This window comes from Vibrio agarivorans (assembly GCF_030409635.1).
GTDB classification, from domain to species: Bacteria; Pseudomonadota; Gammaproteobacteria; order Enterobacterales; family Vibrionaceae; genus Vibrio; species Vibrio agarivorans.
Genome location: NZ_JAUFQF010000004.1, coordinates 45,895 through 63,566 on the forward strand (window position 1 = coordinate 45,895; position 17,672 = coordinate 63,566).

Genomic DNA, 17,672 nt, shown 5'->3' on the forward strand with positions numbered 1-17,672 from the left:
CGTCCCACAAAGGAGAGATGGCTGAGTGGTTGAAAGCACCGGTCTTGAAAACCGGCATACGTTAATAGCGTATCTAGGGTTCAAATCCCTATCTCTCCGCCATACTCTGAAAAAGCCGCTGAGAAATCAGCGGCTTTTTCGTTATTTAGAAACTAACATGCCACATCAGTTCGAAATACATTTGAAAGATCCCAAAACAACCGCACAAAGTATTGGCGGCTGTTAATCTGTATTCAAACTATTAGTGAATGACTGGCTGATTTTCTACCGAATATGTTAGCTTGTAGAAATGAGCTTCACTTTCACCATTCTTAAACTGGTTATAAACTCCGGCTTTGAAATAGCTTTTCTTCTCGTTCCAGTACGTGATGTCGTGGTTAACAGCCGTTTTGCCGTTATGGTTGATGATCAGCTTATTACCACCAACATAGAGATCAAACTTGTCTGTACCTTCTTGTGCAATTGGCGCAATTGGTAGCTTGATATAAGCATTTTTACACGCTTCTGTTCCCTTATTGCCGCTCTTAGAACCACAGTTCACTGCATTGTTCTTAATGACAGCCCAGTACCAATCTTTCTTACCACTGCGCTCTGCCTCGTAAACAACACGAACCAATGGATGTGGAATATACCCATCTCCAGAAACCCCATCCGGAAAATCTGCAGAAATACTGCCCGCGTTATGAACCTGAAGGTACGTGATTGCGTCATTCTTCGCTTGATCAGTGTTCGCTACCGATGAGCTTGGGTTGATGGGTTGAATCTCTGCACCCAAGTGGTAATACTTATCTGACTCGCCTACATTGAAATTCTTATAGATACGAACTTCACTACGGTTTTTGTATCCCGCCATTTTGAATACAAGGGCTTGTGTCGCTTTGTCTACGTAAAAGCTATCCAGTATTAAACCGTCAAATTGACCATTTAGGGCATACTCGTCTTTATTACCTGATTTACCTTCTGGGTCTGACGCCTGAAGTTTAGATACTTTTAGAACGTCCTGAAATTGCGTGTAATCTGCTGGCGCAGCCTTCTCTGCAGCTTGCGCACCAAATGCAACCGCTACTGCAGCCGCCAAGAAGCAAGATCTAAGTGTGTTTGTCATGTTATCCATTCTCTAATAGTCAAAGCTCTCAGTCATATCGCTATAACCAAGAAATAAATTGTTACAGTTAGGGAGGGTTATCGTATTCACAGAATCATTAAATTTCCGTGATCTAATCCTATTGTATTATTTTATGTTTAGAGAAAAACACTCACACCGTGAACATCATCACAGTAAATGGCGTTTTGGACTGACACTTAGGCAAATCTGACACAAGTAGCGTCTCGTGATACGACCTATCATTTGGTACTTAATCAAAAGCTGCATGCCCCGTATTTCATCGAATGTTTAAAAAGCAGTCAATCAAACAAGCATTTTAAAAATAGGGGTTTACAACAAAGGATTAGCTCTATACTATGCGTCACACAAAGGAGAGATGGCTGAGTGGTTGAAAGCACCGGTCTTGAAAACCGGCATACGTTAATAGCGTATCTAGGGTTCAAATCCCTATCTCTCCGCCACATTCTAAAAAAGCCGCTGAGAAATCAGCGGCTTTTTTGCGTTTGGTGTCTGTCCCGTCCCGAAATCTGTTTACCATTTCAGTTTCATTCCTCGTAAGTAATCCGCAGATGATTTTAGATGAGGTGAAACTCTGCCAGAAGGTTGTGGAACCTTGATACTTTAAACGCTGACAGCTGGCTAATTATGACCATCATTCATTCAGGCTATGCTGGCTTTATCATTGCAGCGTGACTGAAATCTTGGGTCTTGTCATTCTCGATTGCTTATCCTGGTGAGCTACTGATATTACCGAAAGTGGTCTATTATTTAAGTCGTATGATTCAATAAAATGTCTTTGTGGACGATGACAAATACAAAGTGTCTTTTTTGGAGCGAGCCAGATAGCAAAAAACCGCTTCAAAGAAGCGGTTTTTCTAATGGGTGGGGCCCCAGCCACATCCCGGCACACAAGTCACTCGCTGCGGCTGCTTCCTTCCGGACCTGACCGAGTTCACGAGCTATTGTTGCGAGAGGACCAGAACCCCATAGATTCTGTTGTTAGAGATGCTCTATCTCGTAACGTGTGGGCATTATTCATTATCCCTTGTGGGAATGCAAGCATCGTTCTTATGAATTTGCCCCAAGTGCCTAAGAGTTGTTCAATGGTCGTTCACTTATCTCATTTAGTGGTGTCTTATTTGTCGTTTGGCTTGTGCGTTTCATGCGATACATTAACGAATCCGCTTTCACCATCACCTCATCGAGAGAGCTTTTATGCTCTTCAACACTTACTACACCAATAGAGACAGAGATTTCAATCTCGCCGGTTTCATGTTCCATTGAGAGCGAACCAAGGCTTTGAAGCATCGTATCTAGCCCATTGACGGTATGCCTACCGACCAATACAAATTCATCACCACCAATTCGATAGGCATGCCCTAGCCAGTCTTGGCGAATTTGATTAGCGACACGCTTTAAAACCTCATCACCAAACGAATGGCCATAGGTATCGTTGATTCGCTTAAACTTATCAATATCCAGATAGATCAACATATTGTCTTCTGGAATACCTTTGGAAAATCGCCTCATTAACGCCCGGCGGTTATAGATACCCGTTAGGTTATCAACCTTGGCGATGTGATTAAGATAAAGTGCCGTGATCACTGCAACAATGAACAAAATAATCAATGATGTTGTTACACGTTGGGAGAACTCTTGCTGGAGGTCGAACGTGCTGCGCCAGTTCGGTTGCTTGTCGTATTGGTTGATGATGGACTGAGTGTCAATCATGCTAAGGGCTCGATCAAAAAACGGAGCAAGTGCTTTGCCGCGATCATTCATCGCAAGGCCAAGCGCAATGTCAGATCGATAAAACGGACCAATTTCCTCATCGTTTTCAATTGGCAGTGAATTATCTTTGCGCATCATAAAGTTATAGTTGGCTCTATCTAGAGCAATATAATCGATCTGCCCTTCGATCAGCGCGCTTACCATGTCATCGGCATTGCGAAAATAGTGCAACGCTTTTTGCGGCAACAGATAAGTCAAGAGTTCGGCAAAAAAGTCGCCCCGAACCACGCCTATTCGTTCGACAATCAATTCCGAAACATTATTGTACACACTGTGCTTATAGCCTTTGCGCTTAACCATAATAGCTTCGGGAAAGTAATGCGGCGTGACAAAATGCGTGAACGCCTGGCGCTCTTGTGAAACCGTTAATGGCCCAAGTAGGTCGATCTTTCCGTTTTTAAAATCGTCATACATGCTTTGCCAGCTTTCATCTGCCGTGCTGACCACTTGGCACGTTAGCTGCAAAATTTCACAAGACTGCATTACCACGTCTGCGGTAATGCCAACAATGTCACCGTTAGCTTGATAATGATTAAACGGTGCTAAGTTTTCCAACTTTACCAACAGTGGTGATTGGGTATCAATTGAAGCACGATTAATATCGTCTCGAAGCGACTGTTGAAGCAGATCAAATTGATACTGCTGCACCTGCTCACGAAGTGCTTTTTGCACATCGGCGCTCTTGGCAACCTGTTCAACCTGTCTTAGTAATTCCGCATGCTGACCTTTAGGCACAATTAACGAGACGGGACGTATCGACAAGTCGTCGTTCAAAAGTTCGGCATCGAAACCATCTGAAAGCATTGGTTTAAGCTGATTGATGGCATCCACCACTGCATCAGCACGGCCAAGACGCAACAAATTCTTGGCCTCTTGAGTGCCGTAATAGGTTAACTGTTCGATGTCGGGGTATGCTTCCTTAATCAACTCACCGTAGATCGTACCCGCTGGAATACCAACAGTTTTGACGTGCGAGAACTGTATTGGGTTGAGTGAAAATAGATAGGTGTATTCAATGTTCGTTGGGCTGGAATAATCAAAACGTTCTGCACGTGCAGGCGTATACGTAACATTTGCGGCAAAATCCGCTTCGCTGGATGCTATAGCATCGAGAACCGCAGAGAAACTTGGGTAATAGACATAATGAATCGACAGACCAAGCGTATCGCCGACATGGTCAAAAATAGTTCGACTGACAATATCATCAGACTCTATCGCGATTTTGTAGGTGGGTTGTTGTTGAGCCCAAGCACTGACAGAAAAACCACTGACTGCTAGGCTAGTCGCTAACAAAAACAACCATTTGAAAAACAAGATCGGCTCGCTCCCTATAGATCTCATCAACAGCCTTCCTGTGCTGTTGCACTTATGTGAATCGAGCATTATAGGACGAGTTGCGTATGAATAATACCTTTACCCTACACTGCCCTATAAATTTCAATCACAATTTTACTACCTCTGGCTACTCACCTTCAGATTCCATCGCTGCAACTCGAAGAATGTAATCGGTCATCCACGCTGTTCCGAGTAAACAGAACCACAACACGAAGACGGGGTGAGGCACATCTACATCTGGGTGCACAACTAAGGCTGCAAATCCCACGGTCGGAAGCGTCCAAGTCAGGAGCTTGCTCCAGCGAAAGTTTTTAAGTTTTGCTAAGTGTTCAACTGTGCCCATGATAGCGGTAATACATAACGTCACTAACGCGGCGTAAACCAAACCCGAGATCCACATAGGCACCAATAAGCCTAGGGTCCACCAGCTGTGTGATTTACACGGCTTCCAGTGGTGCAAACACCATGAAATCGAAATTACGCACAAGGTTTGCACTACCGTCACCAGCGCAGAACCGTCGAGACGACCAGCCGATTGAGTCAAGGTGATGCCAACGAGAAGAGTTAGAGTAATAAGGCCGGTCGTGCCAATCACCCATAAGGTGCTGCGGTGTGAAAAGATCACCATTAATAATGGGGCGAGCATCCATAAGCCGACGGATAGCGCCACGGGCTGATGAGACAGTGTTAAACCGTAAACCAACATTGTAATGACAAACAAGACGCCAGTAGAGCGCAACTGGCTGACTAGCCACAAGGCCGGAATTAACACCACGAGCGCAGGTAACTCTCCCTGGCTGAACATCATTGCCTGTGAGCAAATCACAGCCAAGATCACGGTGGCGAGAAATTGAATCGTTGAATAAACCATACATCCTCCTTATGGCATTACCCAAGCTTGTTGGAGACAAAAGCATTAAACCCAAAACTGGAAAGATAAAATCGAAGTACGATTTGCCGCTTTGTCTCTTTACTTAGCCAACTTAATTTAAATATTATCAAGTCCTACTTCACCATCCATTGGTGACCTTTCCTTGGACTGAGTTTCAGTATGAATGAATTTTTAGCGCAAATCTTTGCAGTAATTCACCAAATTCCCTTTGGCCGTGTTTCAACTTATGGCGATATCGCCAAGTTTGCTGGCTACCCTGGCTATGCGCGCCAAGTCGGGAGCGCGTTAAAGAAATTACCACAAGGCTCTCAATTACCATGGCACAGAGTTATCAACAGTCAAGGTAAAATATCGTTACAGGACGCTGATTTATCGAGGCAAATGGAAAAGCTGCGAGCAGAAGGAGTCGATGTGCAAGCGGGAGGAAAAGTCGCACTAAGGCAGTATCGCTGGCAACCTGGGGAATGATAATGTGTTAAGCGTTATATTGCTGAATACCAGAAACAACAAAGGGAGCCGAAGCTCCCTTGAAACAATCCTTGATACGCTAAATTTTAGCGTACTCCAACAAGTCGCAAATCTATCTTATGTGACTTGTTGTTATCCGTAATCACCGGGTTTGAAGTATCTGTGATAAATCGCAGCTTACCATTCACCTCGATTCGAGCACTCACACTGTAACGGTGACGATCATCAATCTCCGATACATTGTATGGCAACTCAAATTTGAACGGCACTTGAGCACCATTAGTTTCAAATCGATGTTGCGATAGCACTCGAGCTTTGGCATCGGCAAGCGACACATCTTGTAATGTCACTTCTACGACGGCGTTTTCTGGAAGCGCAATGCGCTCACGGTAGGTAATTGTCCCTGTTACCATTTGCATTTGAGAAACTTGCTCCTGTTTCTCTGATTGCTGACAGCCAACTAGCGTTGTCGTCCCTAGTATAACTGCAGCTAACAGTAGTGCTTTTTTCATAAAGCCTCTCATAGTCAAAAGGACGAACGGAGTATAGTTATACTCCAATCTCATGTCTCTAGTGAGTACTATTTTTTACAGTTCTCTGACGAAGGCGAAAAGTGTGATATTAACCTTAGTATGAACCGGTTATTATTGACTCATTTATCAACTTGGTAATCCGACCAGTGTTGTTATACCCTGTTAAATAGACAAAAAAGAAAAATAGTGAGGCGTTATGAGTCGTTCTCTCGACGAGTTATTAAGACTTTTACAGTTAGAAAAGCTAGAAGAAGGGTTATTTAGAGGTGACAGTCAGAATTTAGGTCTGCCACAAGTTTATGGTGGGCAAGTGATTGGCCAAGCACTCTCTGCTGCGCGTTACACGGTACCAGAAGAGCGCTTTGTTCACTCTTTTCACAGTTACTTTCTTTACCCTGGTGATGCTGAAAAGCCGATCATTTACGATGTAGAGAATCTGCGCGACGGACGCAGTTTCAGTACGCGACGCGTGAAAGCGATTCAAAATGGTCGTCCTATTTTCTATTTGACAGCTTCTTATCACCAAGATGCTCCTGGATTTGAGCACCAAAACACCATGCCGGAGATCCCTGGCCCTGAAAACTTTGCCTCTGAATCACAACTTGCAGAGCAGATCGCTCACGTTCTTCCTGAGAACTTAAAGAAAACATTCTGTGGTGAAAAACCAATTGAAGTTCGTCCGGTAAAGGTCATCAATCCACTGAAACCACAGAAAGCTGAGCCAAAGCAATATCTATGGATAAAAGCAAACGGCACTGTGCCAGCGGATCAGTTGATTCACCAATACCTGCTTGGTTACGCATCTGACTGGGGCTTCTTAGTGACGGCTCTGCACCCGCATGAAGTCTCTTTGATGACACCTAAATTCCAAGTCGCCACCATTGATCACTCCATTTGGTTCCACCGTCCATTTAAGATGGATGAATGGCTACTGTTCGCGATAGAAAGTCCAACTGCAGGAAACACTCGTGGTCTGGTTCGCGGAGAGATTTTCAACCGACAGGGCGATCTTGTCGCCACTGCCGTTCAAGAAGGGGTTATGCGCTTTACCTAACGTGCTATTCCCAAAGCACTAGCAAATAGGCAGAGCCGTTGTGTACTTCAACGGCTCCATAGCAAAGGTGGAAGTGACATTAGAAATGCCTTCAACACTGTTGACTAACTTTTTGTAAAAGGCATCAAAGCACTTCATGTCTTTCACTTGCACCTTCATCATATAGTCGTACTCCCCTGCCATTCGATAAAACTCCATGACCTCTGGGAAGTCACTCACCGTTGACACAAACTCTTCATACCATTGATTCGAGTGATTACTGGTTTTTACCATCACAAAGGCCGTAAACGATAAGCCGAGTTTCTCTGGGTCAAGCAAAGCCACACGCTTGCCAATCACCCCGCTATCCTCTAGCTTTTTAAGCCGCTTCCAGCATGGGGTTGTCGTCAAGTTTACCGCTTCAGCGAGTTCGTTGAGTGACAACGTTGCATCGTTTTGCAACATCTTGAGTATTTTTCGGTCAACAGAATCTATCATAGCTCTCATCAAGAGAAAATTTTTCTACAGAATAGCCAATCTAAAGGAAAATAGGCAAATTTTTTCTCACTCTAAAGGCGTAACTTATCTGTATCACCACATCATTCATAGGAAGCCCGTTATGTGTACCGATCATCAGTGGATTAACTCTGCCATTCAAAAGCTTGAAGCCGACTTTCAGCGCTCTGCCGATACGCACCTGATTAAGCTTGATTTGCCGAGTTTAGAAGGTATCGATATCTACTTAAAAGATGAGAGTACTCACCCGACGGGCTCACTGAAACATCGCCTAGCACGATCGCTCTTTCTATATGCCATCTGCAATGGCTGGGTTGGACCGAATACGCCGATCATCGAGTCGTCTTCAGGGAGCACGGCCGTTTCCGAAGCCTACTTCGCTCGTTTACTTGGCCTACCTTTTATTGCGGTAATGCCAAAGTGTACCGCCAAGAAAAAAATCGAACAGATTGAGTTTTATGGTGGTAAAGCACACTTAGTTGAACGCTCGGATCAGATATATGCAGAGTCTCACCGTTTAGCAAAAGAGCTGGGTGGTCACTATATGGACCAGTTTACTTATGCAGAGCGCGCGACCGATTGGCGTGGAAACAACAATATTGCCAACTCTATTTTCAACCAAATGAAAATGGAACAACACCCTATCCCAACTTGGGTGGTGATGAGTCCGGGCACCGGTGGTACTTCCGCGACTATCGGGCGCTTTATTCGCTATCAACAACACAACACTAAGCTGTGTGTGGTCGACCCAGAGCAGTCAGTATTCCACCGTTACTACCAAACCGGTGATATGACGGTAACGCACGATTGCGGGAGTAAAATTGAAGGTATTGGTCGTCCGCGTGTTGAGCCAAGCTTTATCCCTGGAGTTGTGGATGAAATGCGCACCATCGCCGATGCTGCAAGTGTCGCTACCGTACATTGGCTAGAAGGCATTTTAGGCCGTAAAGCAGGGGCATCGACAGGCACAAACCTATTTGGTGCGCTTCAACTAGCAAGTGAAATGAAACAGCGCGGTGAGACAGGCTCAATCGTAACCTTGTTATGTGATAGCGGAGAACGTTACCTAGATACCTATTATGATGCCAACTGGGTAAAAGAGAACATCGGTGAGCTTCAACCGTATTTAGCCCAGCTAGAAACGCTCCAAGCGACTGGCAAATTATAATAAAAGCGGGCGGTGATTCAGAGTACCCAACCTGAATCACCGCCCTGTGCTTTTGTGCTTTTATACTTTTGCAATTAACTCACCGACTCCTCCGCTCTACGTGCAAGCAGCATATACACCAAATAGTTAATGACTGTAATTGACGCGTACGCCAGAAAGACCATCTTTTCGATATTCATCTGTGATTCCTTAGTGTTGATTGGAAATCACATCCGTGTGTGACAAGGTTCAAACGAGTCCACTTAAAACCGCCGAGTGATGACATTATCGACTAAGAGCAAAGCGGGATATATGGGGTAAAAATGGGTTCATACCTCAGTTTGGTTTATGTTTTGTTTGGGGTGGGAATAGCAAAGACGAAGGTAGAAGGTAGAAGGTAGATACTGGACTTTGGTGAAGAAAATGCAAATCCCTCTGCATGAAAATGGGCTTAAGTAACAACTGCAACTCAATAGAGCAGGTCCATCTGCTTAAAGAAATTATATAGACAATAGGGAAGGAAACTTGGTTAGAACTGGTAGGCTAGGCCGATTGTCCAGATGTGATCGCTGCCTGATACCAGCCATTTTTGATCATATTCAGAATTTGCTGATATTACTGTTGCACCATCAGCACTTGACTCAAAATATGTATATTTCACATATGGTCGCCAATCATCAATGTGCATACTGAAGATAACTTCATGTTCATTTGTGTGGTAATCGGCTTGATTCCACGATGTTGTATCAACTTCACCCATGCTACCATCGCGGTTTTCATAGGTATATTTATAATCAAGGCTAAACTGTCCTAGATCGATAGACGTACCTGCAATAAACTGATTTGTGTTTACAGCAGTATCACTCACTAGCTCCGGCATTTGCCCTGAGCGGTTGTAGCCATAACCCGCAAACAGGTTAATGTTGTCCACCAGCTGATAGTCAACAATGGCTTCAAGTAGCATCTCTTCGCCATCTTCCCATTTACCTAACTCACCGTATAGGTCGAGTGACCAACGTTCAGATAGGTCAAATGAGTGGCCATAACCTGCAGCTAGCCAACCTTGGTCATCAAAGCCAATGTACACATAGCCTTTGTCGGAAGTATCAATGACTGCGCCGGCTTCGGTGGTATAGATCGACTCATCGGTTGCGTTAGATGACAATTCTTGTTCGATGTAAACTTCAACAGGAGCCGCAATTGCTGCGCCTGAGAAAAGTCCTGCCATCAGCAGGCTGAGTGTGGTGCGTGAAAACTTCATTAATATTGCTCCTGAAATCGGGGTCTTTAAAATTCAGGAGCATTATTAGAGAAAGTTACTCGGGGAAAAATAACATCAGATTGGGTTGATACCTCAATTTGATTTATGCATTAACCGCTTTGATGAGCTTTTCACGCATCGCCTTATGGGCTGCGTCATTCAGATAGCGGCGGTGATAGATGAGTCGATAGGTCACGGGTTTGAGCTCGAGCGGGATAGTGAAGACATTAAGATTCAAACGATCTGCTAGGTGATTGGCCAAAGAGCGGGATGAAGACGCGATATAGTCTGTGGTTGAAGCGAGCATCAGCATACTCGATACTGAACTTGTCTCTACTTTCACCTCCCGAGGTTTGACTGGTGCGTTAGACAAGAAGTTAAGCATATTTAGATCTGAACGTTTGATTTTCAGCGCGATGTGCGACTCATTATAGTAATCATCATAGGTCAACACCTCTTGAATACGCGGGTGATCTTTACGGCACAGACAAACGGTCGGTTCAGAGTAGAGCTCTTCCACCACAAACGCATGACGCTTAGTGGATAACATATCAATCACTAAATCGACCTTCTGGCTCGTCAAGTCATCGAAAATCGCCTCTTCTTCCAAAGGCGCTTCGTGAAATTTAAGGCCATCGATATTCGAGACGAGGTGCAATAAACTCTCGGTGCAGTAAACATTAAAGTTTTCATTCTGAGCTTCAACGGTTTCAAGGACCGACATTGGTCCTTCAATTTTATTGGCCAGTGATACCGCCGCTCCCGTAGGCGCAATACCCCTCCCTTCACGAACAAAGAGCGTACGTCCGGTGACTTTTTCAAGTCGTTTTAGGGCAGCACTGACGGCAGGCTGAGACAGTTCGAGCTCTTCGGCAGCCAAAGTTATTGACCGCAGTTTATAGACAGACTGAAATGTAGAAAGCAGGTTTAAATCCATATCACCTTACCAAACTTATAAACACATTGATTTTAAGAGAAGTTTGTCGCTAATAAGTTCAAAAAAGGGAGTGATACATCACTCCCTATTACAATAACGCTCAACTAGTTAAACAGGCCTTTTAACAGACCATCAACCGCTTCTCGCGTCTTTTCATCTTTAATTTTGTCACCGAGTTTCTCATCAAGCTTTTTAAGCCCACGGTCTATCTCTTTCTGCGCTTTTGCTTTCATGACATCATCAAATACCAAGGCAAACTTAGGCTGTGCCCATGTACCATGAATACGCACAGGAATCGTCACGTCTTTTAACTCATCAATATCAGCACCACCCTGCCCTTTGAGTGAGCCAACAACTGAGGTGCTGATGGTCATGTCCATCGTCTCTTTAAGGTAGTTAGCTTGACCTTCACCGCGGACACGCAACAAAGGAGATTGAGCGGCAAGATCGTTTGTGGTCATCACCCCTTTGTTTAAGCGCAGAGTTGCTGTCATGGCAGAAAAATCGGTTTTCTGCGGGCCATCGACATCATCAATTTTTTTACCTGTAAACTTGGCGTAGTTCTCACGGATCAGCTGCGCGACGTTGATACCGTGCACCGCACCATCTTCAAAGTTGATTTTAACGGTGCCTGCTAGGTTTTGCTTGATGCCTGTTGGCGTTAAGCTTTTACCTGCAAGGTCGAGGTCGATATTACCCGTACCCTCTACGACATCAACTTCAGCGGCATCCACCAACAATGGCAACACCTTGACCCCTTTCACTGCCGCTGTTGTTGTATATGCCGCCGGGGTTTTATTGCCGTCTAGACGTGCATTTGCAGCAATTGAGCCTTGGTAAAGGTTTGCGCTGAATGAGCTAAGCTCCGCGATACCGCGATTGACTTTAACGACAGCTTTGACCGTATCCAGTTTGACATTGCTAGCTTTAAACTTATCAATGGCAATGTCACCTTGAACATCAAGTGTTTTTAGAGCGGATAAATCTGGCTCTTGCTGTTTTTCTGAGCTAGCGGTTTGTGAATCACTCGAACCCGCATCTTCATCTTTACCTTGCGTATTTTCACCCGCCATTTTGGCAGTCAATGCGTCAACATCGATGTTTGGGCTATGAAGGCTAAAACGCACTTTTGCTATATCCGATAGCGTGACGGCTAACTTGCCATCTAACTCAGTATCTAACGCGCTGAATTGACTTAAAACAAGGTCTAGATGACTGTTGGCGACATCAAACTTGATATCACTCTTCAATGACGAGTTAAGCGGTGAGACGGGTAAGGAATCACCTTCTAAAATCGTCTCAATGCTCACTTCATTCAACGCGATATTTTGTATCGCTTGATCAACTTGTAACTGCGCAGCTCCGGATGTATTCAAGGACAAATCCGCCAACTGACCGACCACCTCAAACGTGATCGCGTTCAGTTGGTCGAACGCGAAGGTATCGAGCTTAATGTTCGCGCTCTGAATCTTATTCGCTTCATCGTCAAATGAGGCTTGTAGGGCGATATTTCTCAATTCATAGTTTGTGAAATCTTTAGCGAGTTTGAATTCCAGCCCCAAATCAGCGGCAAAGCTCTGTTGGTTGTTTTTACCTTTAACGTTCGCTTGCAAGCTCGCCCATTGGTCAAAGTCAAACTTTGATAGGGTTAGGTTGACGTCTTGCAGCTCGGTGATCTGTTGCTGCTGAAGATCGTTAATTGATAATGACGCGTTGGTGATCGAAATACCTTCTAGAGTGATGGACCAAGGCTCACTCGCTCCCTCCGCATCATCACCAGCCGTATCACTCGATTGTGCCTGCGGCTCTTGAGGGGTGCTCTCTTTGTTCTGAGTCAGTGGGTCTAAGTTAGTCGAACCATCGTTCAAACGCTCGATACTTACGGTTGCACCATCAAGCACGACATTGCCGATTTCCAGCTTCTGCTCCAAAAGAGGCATAACTGAAACATCCACGCCAACACGATCGACGGAGAATAAATTCTGCTGACTAAAACCCTGCGGGTTTCTTAGTTCAGTGCGACCGATAGATAGCCCGACAGATGGGAAGAACTCCCAACTCAAGTCACCATCAATCACAAGCTCATAGCCTGTATTTTTCTTTACTTGTTCGACTATCAGCGGTTTGAACTGGTTAGGATTAACGAGGGTAACAAGAGCAACCACCGCGCCGATTAAGACGACAACGATTACCCCAAGGGCAATAAAGAGTTTTTTCATTAGCTGAGTCCTTGCTAGAACGAAAAAAAGTGGTGCCTAAGCACCACTTTCTTTTAACTATTAGAGACTTGTCTCTAAGGGCTTATGCCCTAAGCATTACGCAAAATTACGCTTTTAGCAACTTAGCGATGTGAGCTTTCAGTACATCAATTGCGATTCGGTTTTTACCGCCGCGAGGAACAATAATGTCAGCATACTGTTTTGATGGTTCGATAAAGCGCATGAACATCGGACGAACCGTTTGTTGATACTGCTCCAAAACCGACTCCATCGTACGACCACGTTCCTCTACATCACGCTTAACGCGGCGTAGAAGACAGATATCAAGTGGTGTATCCATGAATACAGAGGCATGCATTAGGTCACGCAGGCGTGGGTCTGTTAGCAGCAAGATACCTTCAAGGATGATCACTTTCTTTGGTGTCATCGTTGTGGTGTTCTCGGTACGAGTATGCTCTGAATAGCTGTACTCTGGCACTTCAACCGCTTCGCCACTCACCAACTGTTGTAGGTGCTCGCAAAGTAGATCGTGATCAAGCGCTTTCGGGTGGTCGTAGTTTGTTTTTACACGCTCTTCCATGCTCAAGTGGCTTTGATCATTGTAATAACAATCCTCTGTTATTACACCGATTTGATGATCACCCACTTTTTCACGTAGTTCGTTGTAGATCGTGCTAGCAATCAGGCTTTTACCTGATGCAGAAGCACCTGCGATTCCGACGATTACGCATTGATTATTATCAGACATTATGTGCACCCGATGATGATGGACTGAGGAAAACCGGCAGATTATAGGCGCTGACACGATTCGTTGCCAGCACTTATGTGAACTTCATCACGATAAACTGCAATTGAACTTCATTTTGTCGCTATAAGTCGTGAAACCAAGGGAATAACTTACTCAATAAGTTGATTAACATCCCTCAACTTCAACCACCCTCTAATTATCAAGCATAGTAAATGCTATTGAGTCTGGTCTAGCCTTACCCTGCCAAAATAGTTTACTGCACACTTGATCAGCCAGCTCGGCATAGATTTGCGCTTGTTGGCTCTCTGGACGACGAGCGACGGTGGGTTCACCTTGGTCGATATCTTCACGTACATCAATGTGCAGTGGTACTTGTGCCAACACAGACAGTTGATAGTCATGGGCTAATCGCGCCGCTCCCCCTGTGCCAAAGATCGCTTCATGATGACCGCACTGACTACAGATGTGGTAGCTCATATTTTCAACAAGCCCAACGACGGGCACATCCACTTTACTGAACATTGCTGCCCCTTTGCGAGCATCAGCTAATGCTAAATCTTGTGGTGTTGTCACAATGATCGCCCCCGTCACCGGAATTTGCTGCGACAAGGTGAGTTGTATATCACCCGTACCTGGTGGCATGTCTAACACCAGATAATCCAGCTCTGGCCACTCTGTTTCATTGACCATTTGAGCGAGTGCTTTCGATGCCATTGGTCCGCGCCAAATAGCGGCTTCATCTTGAGCTACCAGATAACCAATTGACTGTGTAGCGATGCCATGTTGAATGATCGGTTGCATCCACTTATTGTCGCGAACTTGCAGCTTGGCTTTGGTCGTACCCATCATCAGTGGAATCGATGGGCCATAAATATCGGCATCCAAAATACCGACTTTTGCCCCGGTTTGAGCAATAGATAGCGCAAGGTTGACTGCCGTCGTTGATTTACCTACGCCGCCTTTTGCCGACGTGACTGCAATGACGTTTTTTACCCCTTTAATCGCTTGTGTCGTTGTTTCAAGCGCTTTTGTTGCGAGCACCACCTCAACCGCGGGCAGTTGATAGTGCTTGTGCTGCTCGGAGATCCAATCAGACAGATGATGCACCAAGGTATGCGATGCAAAAGGGATGGTCACTTGAATCACGCCATCGGGTTTTGCACTAATGATACCAGGGTGTTTTGTCCAACCAGAAATAAGGTGTGGATGTTCAAACTGCTCAAGCAGCTGTTGAAAATCACTAAGAGAAGAGATCTGACGCATTTGGCCTCCTTGATTCACTTAATACTAGCAGCCTTAAGGTCGTTACATAACCATAATTATCTGAAGGTCTTACAGTATTCAATGCTGGATGAAAATTAGGCACTTCCGAGCTTGACGCCTTGGCGTAAAGGGCGTCATGGGGTAATATGTTGCATCAAATTTTATACCTATCACTAGAAGCGAATTAATGAGTATGGCGACTGATCCGAGACAATTGCTGGTAACTTGTGCCCTTCCGTACGCTAACGGTTCAATCCACCTTGGTCATATGCTTGAGCATATCCAAGCGGATATTTGGGTTCGTTACCAACGCCTGCGTGGCAACACTGTAAACTTCATCTGTGCTGACGATGCACACGGCACGCCTATCATGCTAAAAGCGCAACAGATGGGTATCACGCCAGAAGAGATGATCGCGGCAGTAAGCGAAGAGCACCAAAAAGACTTCGCGGGCTTTGACATTAGCTTCGATAACTACCACAGCACGCACTCTGAAGAGAACCGAGAGCTGGCTTCGCATATCTATCTAGAGCTGAAAAAGAACGGTTTCATTTCTAGCCGCACTATTTCACAGCTATTTGACCCAGAAAAAGAAATGTTCCTTCCGGATCGTTTCGTAAAAGGGACATGTCCAAAATGTAAGTCAGAAGACCAATACGGTGACAACTGTGATAACTGTGGTGCAACCTACAGCCCGACTGAACTGATCAATCCTCAGTCAGCGGTTTCTGGCGCAACTCCAGTAATGAAAGATTCTGAGCACTTCTTCTTCGACCTACCTCAGTTTGAGAGCATGCTTCAAGAGTGGACTCGCTCTGGCTCGCTTCAATCTGAAACTGCGAACAAGATGCAAGAGTGGTTCGAGTCTGGTCTTCAGCAGTGGGATATCTCACGTGATGCACCATACTTCGGTTTTGAAATCCCAGGCGAGAAGAACAAGTTCTTCTACGTATGGCTAGATGCACCTGTTGGCTACATGGCTTCATTTAAAAACCTATGTGACAAAACAGAAGGCTTAGACTTTGATGAGTACTGGAAGAAAGACAGCACGACTGAGCTTTACCACTTCATAGGTAAAGACATTGTGTACTTCCACTCGCTATTCTGGCCAGCAATGCTTGAAGGCGCAGGTTTCCGTAAGCCAAACAACGTATTCGTACACGGTTACGTGACTGTAAATGGCGCGAAGATGTCTAAGTCTAAAGGTACGTTCATTAAAGCAGCGACCTACCTAGATCACCTAGACCCAGAGTGTCTACGTTACTACTACGCAGCAAAACTAAACAGCCGTATCGATGACCTAGACCTTAACCTTGAAGACTTCACGCAGCGCGTTAACGCAGATGTTGTGAACAAGATTGTTAACCTAGCGTCTCGTAATGCAGGTTTCATCACTAAGCGCTTTGAAGGCAAACTATCAGCTGACTTTGCAGAGCCTGAGCTATACAAAGAGTTCGCTGAAGCGGCTGACCGTATTGCTGAACTGTATGAGACTCGCGAATTTGGTCGTGCTATCCGTGAAATCACAGCACTAGCAGACAAAGCAAACCAATACGTTGATGAAAAAGCACCGTGGGTTGTCGCGAAAGAGGAAGGTAAAGACCAAGAACTGCAAGATATCTGCTCTGTAGGTATCAACCTATTCCGCGTTTTGATCACTTACCTCAAACCGGTTATGCCTGAGCTAGCCGCTCGCACTGAAGCCTTCCTGAACCAAGAGCTGACATGGGAAGGTATCGCTGCGCCGCTAACGGATCACGAGATCACTAAGTTCAAAGCGCTGTTCAACCGCATCGATCCTAAAAAGGTTGAAGCGATGATTGAAGCTTCTAAAGAAGACGCTGCAGCAGAAGTCGCAGCGAAAGAGAAAGCAGAAGCGGAAAAGAACAAAGCAAGCCAAACTGAGCTTGATAAAGATCCAATCGCAGAAGAGATTGAGTTTGACGCTTTCGCTGCTGTCGATATGCGTATTGCCCGCATCATCTCTTGCGAAGAAGTGCCAAAAGCAAACAAACTGCTTAAGTTCCAGTTAGACATCGGCGGTGAAACTCGTCAGGTATTCTCTGGTATCAAATCAGCATACAAACCTGAAGAGCTAGAAGGTAAGCTAACCGTTATGGTAGCCAACCTTAAACCTCGTAAAATGAAGTTTGGTATGTCTGAGGGCATGATCCTAGCTGCTGGCCCTGGTGGCAGTGATCTATGGATTCTTGAGCCACACGAAGGTGCTCAACCTGGTATGCGTGTGATGTAACATTCGATTTATCGAAATCAAAGGTCGACAGAAATGTCGGCCTTTTTTTTGAAATAGAAAAAGAAGGAAAAGAAGGAAAAGATAAGGAAAGAGGAAGAAGGTGGGAGGAGAAAGACGGGAGCGCGATGTACTTTTTCATCATTGGTTGTTGGTATTGAGTTTAAGGGAGT

The 17,672-nt window shown here is 45.1% G+C and carries 14 protein-coding genes, 2 tRNA genes and 1 other RNA gene; 6 read left to right on the top strand and 11 right to left on the bottom strand.

Annotated features, from left to right (window positions below):
- Positions 1-11: 11 nt before the first annotated feature.
- A tRNA-Ser gene (locus QWZ05_RS08595) sits at positions 12-102 on the top strand.
- Positions 103-241: 139 nt separating this feature from the next.
- Here QWZ05_RS08595 and QWZ05_RS08600 read toward each other — a convergent pair.
- Entirely contained in the window at positions 242-1,105 is an 864-nt protein-coding gene (locus QWZ05_RS08600; RefSeq protein ID WP_290297975.1) for a polysaccharide lyase family 7 protein, read from the bottom strand.
- 370 nt (positions 1,106-1,475) lie between these two features.
- Between QWZ05_RS08600 and QWZ05_RS08605 the strand changes: the two genes are divergently transcribed.
- Positions 1,476-1,566 (top strand) — tRNA-Ser (locus QWZ05_RS08605).
- 424 nt (positions 1,567-1,990) lie between these two features.
- Here the strand turns inward: QWZ05_RS08605 and ffs are convergent.
- From ffs to QWZ05_RS08620, 3 genes are all read right to left on the bottom strand, one after another.
- Positions 1,991-2,087, bottom strand: an RNA gene (ffs, locus tag QWZ05_RS08610) — signal recognition particle sRNA small type.
- A gap of 107 nt (positions 2,088-2,194) precedes the next feature.
- Positions 2,195-4,237 (bottom strand): transporter substrate-binding domain-containing diguanylate cyclase, encoded by a 2,043-nt coding sequence (locus QWZ05_RS08615; protein WP_290297978.1) that lies wholly within the window; start codon positions 4,235-4,237, stop codon positions 2,195-2,197.
- Positions 4,238-4,358: 121 nt separating this feature from the next.
- Complete coding sequence (locus QWZ05_RS08620; protein ID WP_290297980.1) at positions 4,359-5,102, bottom strand: VP0952 family biofilm-associated protein; 744 nt, start codon at positions 5,100-5,102, stop codon at positions 4,359-4,361.
- A 180-nt stretch (positions 5,103-5,282) separates the two neighbouring features.
- On the opposite strand from QWZ05_RS08620, the gene QWZ05_RS08625 reads away from it, so the two are divergent.
- Complete coding sequence (locus QWZ05_RS08625; RefSeq protein ID WP_290297982.1) at positions 5,283-5,591, top strand: MGMT family protein; 309 nt, start codon at positions 5,283-5,285, stop codon at positions 5,589-5,591.
- 86 nt (positions 5,592-5,677) lie between these two features.
- Here QWZ05_RS08625 and QWZ05_RS08630 read toward each other — a convergent pair whose 3' ends face one another.
- On the bottom strand, positions 5,678-6,103 hold the full coding sequence (locus QWZ05_RS08630) for a YbaY family lipoprotein (RefSeq protein ID WP_264875085.1): 426 nt from the start codon (positions 6,101-6,103) through the stop codon (positions 5,678-5,680).
- 217 nt (positions 6,104-6,320) lie between these two features.
- Here QWZ05_RS08630 and tesB point away from each other — a divergent pair, with 217 nt between their 5' ends.
- On the top strand, positions 6,321-7,178 hold the full coding sequence (gene tesB, locus QWZ05_RS08635) for an acyl-CoA thioesterase II (protein ID WP_264875084.1): 858 nt from the start codon (positions 6,321-6,323) through the stop codon (positions 7,176-7,178).
- Between the two features lie 18 nt (positions 7,179-7,196).
- Here the strand turns inward: tesB and QWZ05_RS08640 are convergent, their stop codons facing one another.
- On the bottom strand, positions 7,197-7,655 hold the full coding sequence (locus QWZ05_RS08640) for an Lrp/AsnC family transcriptional regulator (protein WP_264875083.1): 459 nt from the start codon (positions 7,653-7,655) through the stop codon (positions 7,197-7,199).
- A 121-nt stretch (positions 7,656-7,776) separates the two neighbouring features.
- Between QWZ05_RS08640 and QWZ05_RS08645 the strand changes: the two genes are divergently transcribed.
- Entirely contained in the window at positions 7,777-8,841 is a 1,065-nt protein-coding gene (locus tag QWZ05_RS08645; protein WP_290297984.1) for a PLP-dependent cysteine synthase family protein, read from the top strand.
- Positions 8,842-9,349: 508 nt separating this feature from the next.
- Here QWZ05_RS08645 and QWZ05_RS08650 read toward each other — a convergent pair.
- The 5 genes from QWZ05_RS08650 to apbC form a co-directional block, all read right to left on the bottom strand.
- Positions 9,350-10,081 carry a hypothetical protein gene (locus tag QWZ05_RS08650; protein WP_373875500.1) on the bottom strand — a complete coding sequence of 244 codons (732 nt, stop codon included), beginning with the start codon at positions 10,079-10,081 and terminating at the stop codon, positions 9,350-9,352.
- 103 nt (positions 10,082-10,184) lie between these two features.
- Positions 10,185-11,018, bottom strand: coding sequence for a LysR family transcriptional regulator (locus tag QWZ05_RS08655; RefSeq protein ID WP_264875081.1), 834 nt, complete (start codon positions 11,016-11,018; stop codon positions 10,185-10,187).
- Positions 11,019-11,122: 104 nt separating this feature from the next.
- Positions 11,123-13,237 (bottom strand): AsmA family protein, encoded by a 2,115-nt coding sequence (locus QWZ05_RS08660; protein ID WP_264875080.1) that lies wholly within the window; start codon positions 13,235-13,237, stop codon positions 11,123-11,125.
- Positions 13,238-13,343: 106 nt separating this feature from the next.
- Positions 13,344-13,985 carry a uridine kinase gene (gene udk / locus QWZ05_RS08665; RefSeq protein ID WP_264875079.1) on the bottom strand — a complete coding sequence of 214 codons (642 nt, stop codon included), beginning with the start codon at positions 13,983-13,985 and terminating at the stop codon, positions 13,344-13,346.
- A gap of 192 nt (positions 13,986-14,177) precedes the next feature.
- Entirely contained in the window at positions 14,178-15,248 is a 1,071-nt protein-coding gene (apbC, locus tag QWZ05_RS08670) for an iron-sulfur cluster carrier protein ApbC (protein WP_290297987.1), read from the bottom strand.
- Positions 15,249-15,441: 193 nt separating this feature from the next.
- Here apbC and metG point away from each other — a divergent pair, with 193 nt between their 5' ends.
- The gene (gene metG / locus QWZ05_RS08675) at positions 15,442-17,502 is read left to right on the top strand and encodes a methionine--tRNA ligase (protein WP_290300769.1); all 2,061 of its coding nucleotides are present in this window, start codon (positions 15,442-15,444) and stop codon (positions 17,500-17,502) included.
- The last annotated feature ends 170 nt before the right edge of the window (positions 17,503-17,672 follow it).